The following is a 14,518-nucleotide window of genomic DNA, read 5'->3' on the forward strand; positions in this document are numbered from 1 at the left end:
TCAGCGCTCCACTTGGAAAGCAGTTGAGGCGGCCGTCAGATAGATAGCCGTGCGGGTGCGTACCAGCGGGTCGGTGCCGGCAGCCGTCACCTGCTTGACCAGCAGGTCGCGCATGGTGGGTTGCATGGTGCCGTGCAACAGCAGCACATTAAGCCTGTCCACCAGCTTGGCGGGGTCGCCCGCCAGCGCAACCAGCGGGCTCAGGTCGAACGAAGTGCCGGTGGCGCCCACCACCGTCGTGTCGGGCTTGCCGGGAGTGATCACATTGCCTGTGGCGGTGGCCGAGACCACCATGCTGTACAGGTGGTTTACCCGGGCAATGGCGGTGTTGGTGTTGTAGATGCCGAACTGGGGAGCTTCGGTCCCGTCCACCAGCGCATAATCGGCCGGGTAGTAGTTGAATACCGAGGGGGAGTTGAATACGTTCTGTTCCAGGCTGCGGTTCTGGCCTATCAACCACACACCATCGCTCTGCCCGCCCAGTGCCCGCAACAGCTGGGTACCCACCAGTACCGGCTCCCGCAGGTGGCCGTAGTTGACCTCGCTACGCATGCCGCCACGGGCTTCCGGGTCCAGCAGGATGGCACGCACGACGGCCTTAAGATCACCGCGCACCCCCTGGCCGTTGTTGGCGAAGGCATCAGACACACGGGCGACATAGGCCGGGCTGGGGTTGCTGGTCACCAGGTGCTGTATCAGCTGCTTGCCGATAAAGGGACCGACATTGGGATGCTGGAACAGATTGTCCAAGGCATCGGCCAGGTCTTTCTCCGGCGTTTGCCCGGCCGGCAATACATAGCCATTGAACAGGGCCTTGCTGCTGTTCTCGTGATTGGTGGCCACGGCCACCATGGGGCCCAGGTAATAGCTGGGGTTGTACTTGGCCGGCGCCGCGCCGGGTTTTACCGGGTAGGTCCAGCCAGTCAGGATCAGGGCAAACTTGCGTACCATCTCCTCGTCGTAACTGGGGACGGGCAGGCCGTTGCCGTCCCGCACCACTGTACCATCCTGATTCAGCTGGTACAGGCCGATGGTGAACAACTGCAGCAGTTCGCGGGCGTAGTTCTCATTGGCCTGTTGCGATGCTGACGATGGTTTGCCGTTGTTGACCATGTCCAGGTAACGCCCCATGGCCGGGCTCAGCGTCACCTGGGTCATAATGTCCCGGAAGTTGCCAAAGGCATTGTCCACCAGGATGTTCTGATAGGGCGCATAGCTGTACGCCATGTTGATCTCGTTACCCGAGACCACCAAGATCTGCGACAGCGCAAACGCTACCCGCTGGCGCAGTTGATCTGGCGCAGTCAGGGCGTTTTTGTAGAACGTGGTCTGCAGCGGGAACAGGCTGTATTTATCGCGGCCACAGATGTTGTCGCACTCCGCCGGGCGCGAGGACGGGGTTTCCGGCAGATTGGGATAGCGGCTTGCCGGCAGTGCAAACTGGGCATTGATCCAGGCCGCCAGGCCCAGCTGCTTGACGTTGGCGATTTCTGCCTCGGTCGCGCCAAACGTAGCCTGCTTGAGAAAACGCGCAGCATCGGCGTCTGCCATGCTGCTGCAGGGCAGCGGAGTGGTACGGGGCCATAGTGCCGGAACCTGGTAGATGGACCGGTAGGTCATCTCGCCTACCATGGCGTCCAACGTGCGGCCGTAGCCGGCAAACACCTGGGCACACTCGATGGCGGCCACATCCAGATTGCTCAGTACCGGGACGGCGGTGTTCGCCAACGGGCCAGTGCGGTAGGCAGGAAAGCCCATGGTGGAGGGCACCCAACCGGTAGGCCCCAGTACCAGCCAGTCGTTCTGCACCAGGGCAGCGACGTAGATGCCCCCAGCAGCGCCTTTGTCCTGCGGCGCCGGCTCTACCGTTGCCGATAGCGTCAGGTTGGCCGGCGTGCCGGTATAGCTACCCTTGGCTTCAAACTGGCCCAGCTTGCCCGCAGCATGGCAAGTGCCCAACAGTATCAATGCCGCACCGCATCGTATCCATCCTGTATTCATTGCTGCCTCCACTGCGCCTTACGCAAGGTCCAATCCGAAACCACAGCCAATTTATGCCCAAGCGGGGCGATGGCGACAGCGGAGATTGGTAAAAGTTTATGACAATGTGTTGATAATGCCTTCTAAACAGCACTTATGACAAATGATTCTGTCGCATCCAGACCACCGTCTGTCACCTGCCAGGCAGGCGCTTCTTGGGCACCATTTATAGCGATGCATTAAAATAACTTGCTAAGTATTTGATTTATACAGATAACTAAAGGCCCAGTTAGTCAAACGGGATAACGCCATGGCTTGCCTTGCGGTTTTCAATCAGAAAGGTGGTGTGGCAAAGACCACCACAGCCCTCAACCTGGCAGCGGCCCTGGCGCGTGCCGGCCACACCACCTTGGCCATCGACCTGGACCCGCAAGGCCATCTGACCGCACTCTCTGGCATCACGCCTACTGATTCCTCTAGCAGCATCTACGCCTTCTATCGAGACCACAGGCAGTTGGCTGATCTGCAGTTCGCCGTCGCAGGCCGGGGCAGCATCATTGCCGCACACCTGGAGCTGGCCAAGGTCGATACCCAGTTCGGCAAGGGCCCCAACATCCTCAACCGCTTGCGGCTAGGCCTGCAGCGCGAGCATCTGCTCCATGGCAGCCAGCCGGTGGTGATCGATTGCTCGCCCATGCTGGGTGTATTGTCGCTATCGGCGATATTTGCGGCAGACCGGGTGCTGGTTCCGGTATCAGCCGACTACCTGGCCATGAAGAGCGCCATGCAGGTAGAAAAGACCCTTAATGCCTTGGCACCCGTCCTGAAGCAGCGGATTGCCCGCTGCTATGTCATTACCCGGTTTGATGGTCGCCGCCGCATGTCCTGGGATATAGACCGTGCCATGCGGGAACACTTTGGCGCAGAGGTATGTACCACCCGCATACACGAGAATGTGGCGCTGGCCGAAAGCCCCTATGCCAACCGCGATGTGTTTGCCCATGCACCGAATAGCCGGGGTGCGCAGGATTATCAGGGTCTGTATGAGGAATTACAGCTGCTGGGCTTTCTGCCAGCCCAGACCACACCCAGCCTGGCGGTGCAAGACCCGCAGGCCCAGGCGCTGTTGAGCCGTCTGCTGACCAAGCCGGCCAAAGCCATCAAGATAGCCGGGGCGTGAGAGCAGCAAGCTGCTAGCGCGTATCGTCGCGCCCGATGATCAGTGAGATGGCGCTTTCCAGATCCACCCCTTCACCGCGCGGCGTGTCATCCAGGGGCTTGGCCTCCAGCACCGTGGCGTGGTGATACATCTGCAGCAGCTTGGCCTCGGCATGGGCCAGGTCAAGGGCCTGTATCACCAGGTTGTCCACCACGGCCCCGGTTTTGGTTCTGATGCGGAATCCAAATTTGAGCATGGTCGCCCCCTGGCAGATTGAACAGCCTAATGCCAAAACCCGCAGCAGCGCTACCCTAGCGGCGCTGTGCCTTCTCGCGCAAGGCCTGGTACACCCGCAATGCCACATAGGCATCGTTAGCTGCGTAGCGCTGCTGGCTGTCGTTCAGTTGGGGCGCCGCCCAGTTGGACATCTTGGCACTCTTGGACTTGCGATAGTGCTGGCCGAACAGAATGGCCACCGCCTGCACCGCACCGATGGTATTGCGATAACCCTGCTTGCGGAACACGCTCACCAGATCATCTATCCCTTGGCAGTGTAGCTTGAGATTGGCCGCCATCTGGGCCTTGTCGGAGCGTAAATCAAAACCCACCTTGATGACCTTGGGCGACATCAGCAGCTCACGCAGGGCAGTCGGCACCTGGTTGTTGCGCACCGGGAAAAGATACGCACACGCTGCCGTGGACATCTGTATCAGGTGCGGGCCTTGCGATTGTTCGCCCTTGTTGAAGGTCGGCTTGGACTCGGTATCAAATCCCACCACACCGGCAGCCTGCAACACAGCGCAAGCACTCGCAGCGCTCGCCTCGTCTTCCACCACCACGATAGCCTCCCGCTGCAGGCCAGGAAATTCGGGCATGGCCTGTATGGCGGCTTTGTCATAGGTGCGCAAGGGTGCCTGCGGCTTGTGCCTGGGTGGCTTGGCCACGTCTGCCGGCGCAGCCGTGGTGTAAGTTGTCGCCGGTGTCGGCAAGCCCAGCCAACGTCGCAGGGTCTTGATCAGGGTACGGGGAGATCTCATATTCAGTTTCAAGGACAAATCAGGGTAACAAGGTCGCGCTATGCAGGGTGAAGCGTAGGTTGGAGACATTCGGCACCAGCTTCATCACCACGTTATAGCGCTGTGGGCTATCGTTGATGGTCAGGTTGTTCATGGTCAGCGTGCCGCTCGAACTATCGAAGCTGGCCTCGCTCTCGGCGCGGTTGCTCAGGCTGGTGTTGACCAGGTCGAACTCGTAGCCTTGCGTACCTACCCGCTGCAGGCGCGCACCATACATCACGCCTTCCAGCCTCACCGCCGTACTCAGGACGCCGCTATCGGCAAAGAACACCGAGCGCACTGGATAGCCCATGTCTGCAATCAGCCCCAGGTCATACGGCGTCAGCTTCAGACGGCTGCCATCAACAGGTACGCTGCAGCCATTCATCAGGGTAGTCCGGTATGGCAAGGCATCGCTGCAATCGCCGATATGCGAAAAGTTCTGACTGAACTCCCGGCTACCTGGCGACACGTAGGTCAGCTTCAGCGGTCCACCATTGGTCATCACGGTTTCAGGGCCAAAGAACTCCAATTGGTTGTAGACGCCATTCTCCGAGGGCTGCCCGTTGCCGGCAAAACGGGTCAGCAAGTCATAGGGGATACGTACATTGTCGTAAAACTGCCCCAGCGTCGCTGTATCGAAGCTGCGTCGTGCCGCCATGCCGAGACCATGCACCAGTTCATGCATGACGATGGAGATCAGATCCGTCTTGCCCTGCGGCACCACGCCGCCGCGCGTCTCAGGCTGGGTATCCGGCCAGTACCACTGCTCCGAGAATGCCGCATTGACGGTGACAACAATGTCTGGCGTATTGGTGCGCACGCCCCCCAGCACGCGAGTCAACGCGCCAGGCTCCAGCACATGCAGACCCTGTTGCAGACCACGGTCCAGGCCAAAGTTCAGCCCTCCGCCGAAGCGCGCCGTATTAGCGTCCGCCCGCACCTCCACGGTAATGGTCCGATCCGATGCAATAGCCGCACCCAGCAAGACGCCAGCGGCCCGGAAATTACGTTGGAACAAGGAACTGCTGTCCATCCAGCCACGCTGGGCGAAGGTGTTCTCCGCGTCAACGAACTGAAAGTCAAAATTGGCGGCGGCCACAGTAGCCGAGCAGAGCGATCCCAGCAGGATAAGAGCAAGACGGCGCATGTGCATCCCTTCAGGCGCGTCCAGCAAACCGATTTCCACGAAAATCAAGTTGCTGCAGACGTAGATTGATACAGCGCGGATCAGTGACATCCGCAATTTGCTGCCCAGCATAAGCCGGAACCGCCAACAAACAAAAAGCCAGTTACGGGGCTAGCCGCAACTGGCTTGGGTAGATGCTGCCTGCTTACTGCTTGGCAGGGCGCTGCAGCGCCTCGATCTTGTCAGGGTTCACACTGACTATCGCCTGCTTGAGCAAGGCGATATCCACCTGGTTGCCTTCGGCCTCCAGCATCACGCCATTGGCCAGCACCACGCTGAATTGCCCACGGCTACCATCCTTCTGGTAATCCTCACGCAGGGTGCGCTTACCATCCTTGTAGATCTTCTCGATGGCGGTATCGGTTTCCTTGTCGGACGTGACATTGGCCCAGGCTGCCAGGCTCATCAGGCCGCCAGCACCACCCAGGTCGGTAATCGACAGACGCAGGCTACGGGTATCGTCACCGTAGGCCGCCTTGGCGGTCGATACCGAAAAGCCCATGGCCGAATTGCTCTCTGCTTCCAACGAGTTGCGCTTAAGGCCCGCGATATTCTCCGGCAGGAAGGCCTTCAGTTCCTGGCTGGCAATAGGCGTGCCGCCACCACTGACCATGGCGCCCAATGCGGCACCGGCCGCAGCCGTATCACCCGAAGCCTGCGCCTCTTCCAGCTTCTTGCCGGCTTCTTCCATCTTCTTGGCCATGGCTTCCAGCTTGGAGGTATCGATGGCCACCTTGCCGTCAGGCGAATCCACCGAGATGGAACTGGCCGCGCCCATCAGCATGAAGGGCGCAGTCACTGCGCCCGCGATCACGCCAATGATGATGGAGGCCACAAAGCCGATGACGGCCACCACGGCGGTGTAACCTATGGCCTTGTCTTCCGAGCACTTCATCAGTACCGGCAGGCCCAGATAGAGCAGATAGAAACCGTAGAGGGCTCCCAGGATACCCAGCATGCCCAGCATGGGAACAATGCTGAGGATGCCGACCACATAGCTGGCCGTCATGCTGAAGGCCACCACCTTGAAGGCATTGAGCGGGTTCTTGGTACCACCAAAGCTCGGTGCCAGTGCATCGACTATCAAGCTCAACACAAACACCATCAGCAGAGACAGGCCGTAGGTCAGCACTGCCTGCACCAGGCCAGCCACGATGGGCGTGCGTATGCTGATGCCAAAGCCCCCTACCCCGATCAAGGACATACCGATAAAGCTGGCAATCACCGGTATGGCGGCCAGGATCAGCAGGTATTCCTTGTAGATGGACGCGACGGTGGTCGACTCGGCATCGATGACCGGCCAAGTCTCCTTGGGTTTGAGCAATATGCCCTGTACACGTTGAACCAGGTTCATCAGCGATTCCTATGGAATGAAAGTTAAGCGAACTCGTGAGTGTTAGCCCATCTGCCCGCAGGATACAAACTGCAATATTGCCGAGACCGCAACGCCGGCAAAGTGTGTGGCGTCAATCTGGGTAGCGTACAGGCTCGTGCTAATCCGGCATCCCGCGCCAGGGTTCTCTCTGTGCTATCCGTCACCACCACGCCGTGGCTTGAGTCCATCAGGCGCTACGCACTTGCGCGCAGCACCGCACCAAACAGCACCAGACCGCCCAGAAAGCCCGCTATCCCGGCCATGCTCATCTCGACCAGCATGCGCCAGCTACGCCAGGCAGGGGGCGGCGACACAGTCGGCACGGCCGCAACTTGCGCGGGGGCCTCCTCCTGCCGCTTCAGCGTCGGGTGCAAGGGCGCAATCGGTGCATGGCTTGGCGCACACTGCCAGCAGGCGTCCTTGCCTGCTGTTGCAAAGGGTCGTTCATTGCTACGGTTCCTCCTCAGGAACAGGGAATCCAGGCCGTGCCTGCTGCAGCTGATGCCGGCAGCAGGATGGGCTGGATTTCAATTTGACTAGCATTGTGCCAAGGTCTATGACATTCGCAAATGCCTGCCACAAATATTGCCCAAACCGGCCCCAGGTGTGTCGAAAGCGCTGCAAGCCAGCACTGATGCGCTTTTACGCATGAAGTGATAGGCACAAACGCAAATCTTCCACTAGACTGTCCCTGGGCCGTGGCAGGCACGGCCGGCATTTACCCACAGCAGACAGAGGCATAAGCATGAACAAGCAAGCACTGATTGATGTCATCGCAGACAAGGCCAACCTGAGCAAGGCAGCCGCCGGTAACAGCCTGGATGCGTTCATTGAAGCCGTTAGCCAAGCGGTCGCCGAAGGCGACACCGTGACGCTGGTGGGCTTCGGTACCTTCAAATCCCTGCCCCGTGCTGCACGCGAAGGCAAGAACCCACGTACTGGCGAGAAGCTGAAGATCGCCGCCACCGTTGTGCCCAAGTTCACCCCTGGTGCCACCTTCAAGGCTGCTGTTGCCGCCCAGGCCACCAAGAAGCCCGCCAAGAAGAAGTAATAGCCGGTTAGCGTGTGTACCAACTTCCGCCCTGTAGCGCCCAAGCGGCTTACCGACGAGTTCGAGGTAATCCCGCCCGACGAGGACTGGGTGGAAGAGGTCTACCCCAGCTATGCTGCACCCATCATCCGGCTCAGCCAGGCCAGCGCGCGCTTGCGTGAATGCCTGGCTGCCAGCTTTGGATTGATACCTGCGTGGGCCAGCGACCGTCACATCGGTCGCCATACCTATAACGCCAGAACCGAAACCGTGGGCGAGAAGCCTAGCTTCCGGCACGCCTGGCACAAGCGCCAATTCTGCCTGGTGCCCATGCAATGCTTCTATGAGCCGGGCTACCACAGCGGCCGGGCACAGCGCTGGCGCCTGCAGCACCGCGATGGCAACAGCTTTGCCGTGGCCGGCATCTGGGATAGATGGCGCCGCGATGGCCAGGATCTGCTCTCGTTTTCGCTACTCACCATCAATGCTGACGGCCATCCTTTGATGGGCCAGTTCCATCGCCCCAACGACGAAAAACGCGCCCTGGTGGTCATTCCCCCCGCGCAATACGACACCTGGCTGCAAGCCGACAGCGAAACCGCCCGCAGTTTCCTCAGCCTGATGCCCTTAGCCGGCTTTGAGGCCGAGGCAGCACCGCTGCAACCACAAACCCTCAGCCTGTTCTAGCCCTCCTTGCTTGCATGCCTGGCACGCAAGCGCTGGGCGCTGTTGCCTGGAGTACACAAGCCGTCACGGCTGGCGCTGCTGGCTGAAGCAGCCCATCAAGGTGGCTTGCGCCCGCAGTGGCAGGGCAATTGAGCCGTGCTCGGCTGCAACTGAAGCCCGCACCATGGCAAGCCAACCGCTCTCTACGTACACAACCGTTGTGCACTGGCCCCACAAGCGATTAACGTCCCCGTCAGCCAGCCCGAGCCGGGCCGGCGGCAAACACAGACGTCCATATCCACTCCCATCCTTGTTCCCATCTCATGCAAACTACCTATTCCATGACCTATATGGCCCGCGCCATGGCCACCCTGGTGCTAGGCACCATCTTCATGCTCTGCTTCGGCGACCTCTATGCCAGTCTCAATCTTGGCCACCCCTGGTCAGAAAAGGGCATAAGTATCACAGTAGGCAGTCTTAGCCTGGCCTTGCTGGCATTCATCTGGGTGTTTCATCACAGCAAGCGCGTCACCTACCATGGCGATCGCATCAGCGTTTCCTCCTTGCTGGGCGAAAAATCCATCAAGCTCGACGAGCACACCAAGATACGCCACCAGTTAATCCATATGACGGGCCACGACAGCACCGTCGCACTCCATCGCCTGCTGGAAATCGCGCCGCAGGATAGGGTCAATGCCGATTCGATGCATATCAACATTCATCTGAGTGATGGCCAGAACCAGGGCCAGCTCAAACTCAACAGCAATGTCCGCGGCATCATTGAGCTGCACCAACGTCTGGTTGCCTTTGAGCGCAACACCATTACCCCGACGGCGCTGAAACACCTGAGTGAAGGCCGGGCGGTGCACTTCGGCCCCCTCACCCTGCAGCGTGACACCCTGGTGTATAAAAACCTGTCCTTACCCCGCGATCAGATAGAGAAAATCACGATTGCAGGCGGCAAGCTGCTGATCAAGCAGAAAGGCAAGCTCCTCAGCGCCGTACGCTTGCCGGTGCACAAGATACCCAATGCCTTTACCCTGCTTGCCGCCTTGGCATAGCCAACACAGCAGGCCACAGCCCATCGTGGCCTGCCCCTTTTGGGCAACAGAATCAAGCACCATGCCGAACGAATCCATGACTACCACGCAGGTATCACTGCGCCCGTTGACCCACGCCAACTTCGACACGGTGCTGGCGCTCAAGGTCAAGCCCGAGCAAACCACCTTTGTCGCCAGCAATGAAAACACCATCGCCAAGGCCTACCTGGAGCCGGACAAGGTACAGCTGAGGGTGATCTATGCCGACGAGAGCCCGGTGGGCTTCATGGCCTATTGGTGCGACCCGGCAGCGGCGGCATTCCACCTGCTGCGCTTTATGCTGGGTAGCCAGCATCAGCGCCAGGGATATGGGCAGCGCGCCGTCGCAATCTGGCTGGATGAACTGAGCACCACCCACGGCGATATCCGCGTCACGCTCTATTACGCCGCCAGCCCAGGCAACCCTCAGCCCTTCTATGCCAAGGCCGGCTTTTGCGATACCGGCGAGAAAGACGGCGACGAACACATCATGGCGCTGCAGTTGTCGGCCACGCGTGCCGAAGGCTCCTGACTGGACGCCGGTGTATCGGCGCCTAGGCGCATACCTGCCCAATACAGCATGCGGCCTGGCAGCCCATGCTGACAAGCATGGCGCTAGCCAGGCCGGCACCGGGTCTTGCTAGCCATCCAGCTTGCTCAGCAAACTGGCGATCTCTCCCTGCCGGCCACGGTCGGCACTTTCGCGGCCTGGCCGGGGTGCAGCCATGCGTGCCTTGGTCAGATATTGCCTGGCACCCGCTTTGTCTCCCTGCTCCAGCAGGTACTCTGCGTAGAAGTAATTGCTGTCTATCCCGTCAGGGTTGGCAGCCAGGCCGCGCTTCAGCAGCGCCAGCGCTTTCTGGTCATCGCCGAAGGCGATGGGCCAGCCGGGCACCTTGTAGTACAGCACACCCAGCGAGGTCAGTGCCGAGCCATTGAGCGTGGCAGGGTCACGGGCAATCACGGCTTCGAATGCCGCCTTGGCCTCCTTGGCATACTTCAATGCCCCCAATCCCCCCTTGGCCCCTGCATAGCTGGAGTTGATGATGCCTTTCCAGGTCAGCATGGGGAGATCCTGAGTACCCACGGTCTCGGTCTCTTGCACCAGCCTGGCAAAAGCCTGCTCCTGCGCCTCGCCACTCAGGCTGTACTGCGCTTCTGCCCAGCGGGTCTGCAGCGTGGCGAGATCGGTAGCATAGGTGTAGGCAGACAGCAGCATGCTGGCAAACACGACAAACAGCGTCTTCATGAAAAATCTCCTTGGGCAAACTTGCGAATTAGCGGTAGTTGCTTGGCAATGGCGCTGTCGACCGCGCCGGGCAGCAACTGATTGAGGCGGAAGAACAACTTCTCTGGCCAGCCGATGACAGCCTCGCGCACCCGCTTGCGCCGCAATAGCGCAATCAGCGCCGCCGCGACGACCTCTGGTTCATCCACCTGGGTATGCAGGGCGGCATTGAGTGCCTGCACCCTGGGGCTATTGAGAGGGGTGTTCACGGCCCGTGGCGCCAAGTGCACAAACCGGGGGCCGGTGCCACCGCTTTCGCGCGCCAGCGCCTCGGTAAACACCCGCAGGCCCCCCTTGCTGGCGCAGTAGCCGGCATAGCCGGGAAACCCGATGCTGCCGAATACCGAGCCCACATTCACCACCATGGCATCGGGGCAAAAACCAGCCCACAAGGCTTGGATCAGCTTCATGGGCGCAGCCAGATTTAGCGCCAGCATGGCGTCCAGCTGCGCCGGCGGTTGCTCTGCGAACAAGCCGAAGTGCTGTGCGCCCGCCGCGTTCACCAGCAGCCCCAAGGGCAAGGGCTGGGCGCGCAGGGCGTCGGCCAGCAAGGCGGGGCTGTCTGCATCGGTCAGGTCCAGCGGCAAGCTGCGGGCATGGGGCCCCAGCTTGCGTGCCAGCGCCTCCAGCCTTGCTGCATCCCTGGCCACCAGCCACACCACCCAGCCCGCCTCAACCAGCGCGGTGGCAATCGCGGCGCCGATACCGCCGCTGGCCCCCGTCACCACGGCGATCTTCATGCCAGTACTCCGGCTGATGGCTGCACCTGTGTGGTCTGCTGTTCGGTCAGCGCACGGAACACATCGCCATACAGCACAAACATGCGCCGCGCCATATGCAGCACGGCGGCCTGATCTGCCGGCGCTTCCAGCTGCAGCATGAGTTTCTCGAAGAAACCGATATGCGATTGGTCCAGCGCGCCATGTGAGGTCAGGTAAGTCATGGCCTGGGGTGGTAATCCCAGGGTTTGCTGGATGATGCCCGCCATGGGCGTGGCCAGGTTCACGCTGGTGCCCTCAAGCACATAGACCATGCCGAAGAAGCTGACCGGATTAAGGCGGCAGACACTATCCCAGGCGTAGCTCACCATCAGCTCGGTGCTGCGGTGCGGCGACCCATGCCTGACCGCATCGGCGTCGGCGCCACAGGCGGCGATATCGCTCAATATCCATTCATCGTGGCCCTGCTCCTCATCGATGTATTCCACCACGGCATCGAACAGCCAGCGCTGATCGGCACGCAAACGGCTGCCCACGGCCATCAGCAAGGGCACGGTATGCTTGACGTGGTGATAGGCCTCGGTCAGGAAGGCAACATAGCGCTCGCGCGGGACTACCGCCCGCTGGCAGTCCAGAATGGCCGGCGCAGCCAGCAGATAGCTGCGCTCAGCCGTGGTTTCAGATTGCAGTCGTTGAAAGAATGTCATGGTGTCTCTCCATACAAGGCAGGCAGCCGATTGGCCAGAATACGGGCACGGCAAAGCCGTCCATTGGGGGTGATCTCGCCCTGCGCAGGGCTCAAGGGGGTAGTCAGTAGCGTCCAGCCATCGAGCCGGGCATAGCTGGGCAACTGCGCATTGCATTGCGCCAGCGCCTGGTTGGCAGCCATGGGCTCGGTGCTGTAGAACATCCCGTGCAGCCCCTGTGCCTCGTCGCCATAGACCAGGGCCTGCCGTATGCCAGGCACGGCACCGAACTCGGCCTCTAGCCACTCCGGTGAGACATTGCGGCCCATGCCGGTCACGATGGTATTTTTCTTGCGACCCAGCAGGGTTAAAAAGCCATCGGCATCGATTTCACCCAGGTCGCCTGTGGCAATGAGTGCTGGTGCGGGGCCCTGGCCCAGGTAGCCCAGCATGGTGTTACCACCCACCAGTACTTCGCCATCCGCAGCGAGCTGCACCACTACATGGGGCAATGGCCGGCCTACCGTCCCAGGTCTATGGGCACCCGGCCGGTTGAGTGCCACCACAGAGCCAGCCTCTGACAGGCCATAACCCTCGAACACCGGCAGTGCCAGTGCTGCGGCCTGCGCCAGGGTGCGACTGCCGCTACGGCCGCCGCCGACGGCCAGAAACCGCCAAGGTTTGGACAACTGCCCGGCCTGGGTCGCCGCCACCAGCCATTGCAGCGTACTAGGCAAGAGGATGACGCTATCCGCCTGTGATGCCTGCAAGGCGGCGATAAAGCGCGGCACATCAGGCGGAAAAGCCGCCATGCCAAGGTCGGCCAGCGGCACCAACTCCACAGGCACACCCCGCATCAAGGGCAGGTACAGTCCGGCCAGATTCTCCAGTAGTACCGCCAGGGGCATCACGCACAGGTGCTGGGTCACGGCCAGCGGCCCGATAACCTCATCCAGGGCGCTCACCGTCGCGTCCAACTGCGCACCTGACAGGCAGACGCCCTTGGGCGCCCCCGTCGTACCCGAGGTGTAAGTGAGCTTGACCGTACCGCTGGGTAAGGCCGCGGCCCGGGTGTTGGCAGGCAGGCGTTGCAGGCTCAGCCCTGTGCCCGGCAACGACATGCCGCCCGCAGCCGGGGTGACCAGGCAGGCAGCACCACTATCAGCCAGCACATGCTGGCGCTGGGCTTCGCTAAAGAAAGGCGGCAGGGGCACGCCGGCAATATTGGCCCTGGCCAAAGCGAGGTCCAGCACCACCCAGTCCGCATCGTTGTCAGCCAGCCACGCCACCGGCCCCGGCATAGCCTCCGCTTGCAGATGGTTAGCCAAGCGGCTCACCCTGTGTTCAAGCTCCGCGTAGCTGATGTGCGCCGCCGGGGTCAGCAGGGCCGTGGCGTCCGGCTGCAAGCGGGCATGCTGCGCCAGGGCGTTCAGGACAAGTTGCATGGCAGCCCCTCCAGCGCAGGTTGGGCTGCCAATGCCTGTGCCAGTGCCGGGTTGGCATCCAGCGCGGCTAATCCAGCGGCGATATCCCCCACCATCACCAGGGGCTGCTTGTCGTAATACGCGCCCCAGGTCTCTGGCTGGGGCACCCTGTCCGGGCTGGCCTCGGTCAACGCTATTAAGGGCAGACCCATGCGGCGGAAGGTGGCGCGCACCTGTGCCGTCAGCGTAAACACCACATAGCGGCTGGAGCTGGCCGCCAGGTAGCGCATCATCGCCAGTATCAAGGTAGGGGTATGGCCACCGACCGCTGCAAGATTGCCCAGTTCGACGATGTCGGCACGCGATACAGGCCGTTGCAACTGCCTGGCCACGGCTTTGTGTACCGGTTCATCCAGGTAATGCTCGAGAAACAGGGCATTGCCATGGGCGGTTTGAAAGCCAGCCACCGCCAGCAACCGGCCTTCGGCATCGCGCAAGGTGAACTGATTGGGTAGCAGTCGTATGACCCGCGCATCGTGCACCGCGCGGAAACGGGCATAGACAAAGGGCAGGATGTCTTCTGCATCAGCCGTCTCAAGACCGCAGGCAAGCGTTCTCTGGCTGGAGTAGGCAAGTTTCTTCAAGGGCTGCATCACACTCTCTCCGTTAGGATGAGTGACATGCTGCCGGGCAAAACTTAACACTAACTTAAGCGCCGCCAACAAAACCCAGCGTAGCGGTCCTGCCTAGGCACGCGCAACCGACCGTACGGTTGCGGCAAGGGTTGGGCAGCGCTAAGCCAGCCTCCGGCTGATACTGCGCTGGTCGGTGACGGTGGCCAAGGCGCTATCGCCCCATCGGCGGTGCG

Annotated in this window: 16 protein-coding genes; 5 read left to right on the forward strand and 11 right to left on the reverse strand. The window is 61.1% G+C overall.

From position 1 onward, the window contains the following. The gene (locus QQK16_RS17200) at positions 1-2,001 is read right to left on the reverse strand and encodes a DUF1800 domain-containing protein (RefSeq protein WP_284197713.1); all 2,001 of its coding nucleotides are present in this window, start codon (positions 1,999-2,001) and stop codon (positions 1-3) included. Between the two features lie 289 nt (positions 2,002-2,290). Between QQK16_RS17200 and QQK16_RS17205 the strand changes: the two genes are divergently transcribed. Next, complete coding sequence (locus QQK16_RS17205) at positions 2,291-3,160, forward strand: ParA family protein (protein WP_284197714.1); 870 nt, start codon at positions 2,291-2,293, stop codon at positions 3,158-3,160. Positions 3,161-3,173: 13 nt separating this feature from the next. Here the strand turns inward: QQK16_RS17205 and QQK16_RS17210 are convergent, their stop codons facing one another. The 5 genes from QQK16_RS17210 to QQK16_RS17230 form a co-directional block, all read right to left on the reverse strand. Then, the gene (locus tag QQK16_RS17210; protein ID WP_284197715.1) at positions 3,174-3,395 is read right to left on the reverse strand and encodes a hypothetical protein; all 222 of its coding nucleotides are present in this window, start codon (positions 3,393-3,395) and stop codon (positions 3,174-3,176) included. Positions 3,396-3,450: 55 nt separating this feature from the next. Beyond that, positions 3,451-4,176 carry a 3'-5' exonuclease gene (locus tag QQK16_RS17215; RefSeq protein WP_284197716.1) on the reverse strand — a complete coding sequence of 242 codons (726 nt, stop codon included), beginning with the start codon at positions 4,174-4,176 and terminating at the stop codon, positions 3,451-3,453. A 19-nt stretch (positions 4,177-4,195) separates the two neighbouring features. Then, positions 4,196-5,344 (reverse strand): hypothetical protein, encoded by a 1,149-nt coding sequence (locus tag QQK16_RS17220; protein WP_284197717.1) that lies wholly within the window; start codon positions 5,342-5,344, stop codon positions 4,196-4,198. Positions 5,345-5,528: 184 nt separating this feature from the next. Further along, positions 5,529-6,737: a Yip1 family protein gene (locus QQK16_RS17225; RefSeq protein WP_284197718.1), complete on the reverse strand. Its 1,209-nt coding sequence runs from the start codon at positions 6,735-6,737 to the stop codon at positions 5,529-5,531. A gap of 215 nt (positions 6,738-6,952) precedes the next feature. Continuing rightward, the gene (locus QQK16_RS17230; protein ID WP_284197719.1) at positions 6,953-7,132 is read right to left on the reverse strand and encodes a hypothetical protein; all 180 of its coding nucleotides are present in this window, start codon (positions 7,130-7,132) and stop codon (positions 6,953-6,955) included. A 317-nt stretch (positions 7,133-7,449) separates the two neighbouring features. On the opposite strand from QQK16_RS17230, the gene QQK16_RS17235 reads away from it, so the two are divergent. From QQK16_RS17235 to QQK16_RS17250, 4 genes are all read left to right on the forward strand, one after another. Beyond that, complete coding sequence (locus QQK16_RS17235) at positions 7,450-7,809, forward strand: HU family DNA-binding protein (RefSeq protein ID WP_284197916.1); 360 nt, start codon at positions 7,450-7,452, stop codon at positions 7,807-7,809. 12 nt (positions 7,810-7,821) lie between these two features. Beyond that, positions 7,822-8,475, forward strand: coding sequence for an SOS response-associated peptidase (locus QQK16_RS17240; RefSeq protein WP_284197720.1), 654 nt, complete (start codon positions 7,822-7,824; stop codon positions 8,473-8,475). A gap of 302 nt (positions 8,476-8,777) precedes the next feature. Then, entirely contained in the window at positions 8,778-9,515 is a 738-nt protein-coding gene (locus QQK16_RS17245) for a DUF6585 family protein (RefSeq protein WP_284197721.1), read from the forward strand. A 61-nt stretch (positions 9,516-9,576) separates the two neighbouring features. Further along, positions 9,577-10,065: a GNAT family N-acetyltransferase gene (locus QQK16_RS17250; protein ID WP_284197722.1), complete on the forward strand. Its 489-nt coding sequence runs from the start codon at positions 9,577-9,579 to the stop codon at positions 10,063-10,065. Positions 10,066-10,173: 108 nt separating this feature from the next. On the opposite strand, the gene QQK16_RS17255 is transcribed toward QQK16_RS17250, so the two are convergent. The 5 genes from QQK16_RS17255 to QQK16_RS17275 are packed head-to-tail and all read right to left on the reverse strand — an operon-like array spanning position 10,174 to position 14,303. Then, positions 10,174-10,782, reverse strand: coding sequence for a tetratricopeptide repeat protein (locus QQK16_RS17255; RefSeq protein ID WP_284197723.1), 609 nt, complete (start codon positions 10,780-10,782; stop codon positions 10,174-10,176). Then, positions 10,779-11,561, reverse strand: coding sequence for an SDR family oxidoreductase (locus QQK16_RS17260; protein WP_284197724.1), 783 nt, complete (start codon positions 11,559-11,561; stop codon positions 10,779-10,781). Before QQK16_RS17260 ends, QQK16_RS17255 begins: the two co-directional genes overlap by 4 nt. Further along, positions 11,558-12,247: a TenA family transcriptional regulator gene (locus QQK16_RS17265; RefSeq protein ID WP_284197725.1), complete on the reverse strand. Its 690-nt coding sequence runs from the start codon at positions 12,245-12,247 to the stop codon at positions 11,558-11,560. Before QQK16_RS17265 ends, QQK16_RS17260 begins: the two co-directional genes overlap by 4 nt. Continuing rightward, positions 12,244-13,671: an AMP-binding protein gene (locus QQK16_RS17270; protein ID WP_284197726.1), complete on the reverse strand. Its 1,428-nt coding sequence runs from the start codon at positions 13,669-13,671 to the stop codon at positions 12,244-12,246. The genes QQK16_RS17265 and QQK16_RS17270 overlap by 4 nt, the downstream gene beginning before the upstream one ends. Further along, positions 13,656-14,303 carry a thermostable hemolysin gene (locus QQK16_RS17275; RefSeq protein ID WP_284197727.1) on the reverse strand — a complete coding sequence of 216 codons (648 nt, stop codon included), beginning with the start codon at positions 14,301-14,303 and terminating at the stop codon, positions 13,656-13,658. Before QQK16_RS17275 ends, QQK16_RS17270 begins: the two co-directional genes overlap by 16 nt. Positions 14,304-14,518: the final 215 nt, after the last annotated feature.

The sequence above is a fragment of the Chitinimonas prasina genome (genome assembly GCF_030160395.1).
GTDB classification, from domain to species: Bacteria; Pseudomonadota; Gammaproteobacteria; order Burkholderiales; family Chitinimonadaceae; genus Chitinimonas; species Chitinimonas prasina.

Excerpts from the sequence above, each read along its gene's own strand:
- QQK16_RS17200 (WP_284197713.1), bottom strand. The coding sequence starts at position 2,001 with ATGAATACAGGATGGATACGATGCGGTGCGGCATTGATACTGTTGGGC.
- QQK16_RS17205 (WP_284197714.1), top strand. The coding sequence starts at position 2,291 with ATGGCTTGCCTTGCGGTTTTCAATCAGAAAGGTGGTGTGGCAAAGACC.
- QQK16_RS17210 (WP_284197715.1), bottom strand. The coding sequence starts at position 3,395 with ATGCTCAAATTTGGATTCCGCATCAGAACCAAAACCGGGGCCGTGGTG.
- QQK16_RS17215 (WP_284197716.1), bottom strand. The coding sequence starts at position 4,176 with ATGAGATCTCCCCGTACCCTGATCAAGACCCTGCGACGTTGGCTGGGC.
- QQK16_RS17220 (WP_284197717.1), bottom strand. The coding sequence starts at position 5,344 with ATGCGCCGTCTTGCTCTTATCCTGCTGGGATCGCTCTGCTCGGCTACT.
- QQK16_RS17225 (WP_284197718.1), bottom strand. The coding sequence starts at position 6,737 with ATGAACCTGGTTCAACGTGTACAGGGCATATTGCTCAAACCCAAGGAG.
- QQK16_RS17245 (WP_284197721.1), top strand. The coding sequence starts at position 8,778 with ATGCAAACTACCTATTCCATGACCTATATGGCCCGCGCCATGGCCACC.
- QQK16_RS17250 (WP_284197722.1), top strand. The coding sequence starts at position 9,577 with ATGCCGAACGAATCCATGACTACCACGCAGGTATCACTGCGCCCGTTG.
- QQK16_RS17255 (WP_284197723.1), bottom strand. The coding sequence starts at position 10,782 with ATGAAGACGCTGTTTGTCGTGTTTGCCAGCATGCTGCTGTCTGCCTAC.
- QQK16_RS17260 (WP_284197724.1), bottom strand. The coding sequence starts at position 11,561 with ATGAAGATCGCCGTGGTGACGGGGGCCAGCGGCGGTATCGGCGCCGCG.
- QQK16_RS17265 (WP_284197725.1), bottom strand. The coding sequence starts at position 12,247 with ATGACATTCTTTCAACGACTGCAATCTGAAACCACGGCTGAGCGCAGC.
- QQK16_RS17270 (WP_284197726.1), bottom strand. The coding sequence starts at position 13,671 with ATGCAACTTGTCCTGAACGCCCTGGCGCAGCATGCCCGCTTGCAGCCG.
- QQK16_RS17275 (WP_284197727.1), bottom strand. The coding sequence starts at position 14,303 with ATGCAGCCCTTGAAGAAACTTGCCTACTCCAGCCAGAGAACGCTTGCC.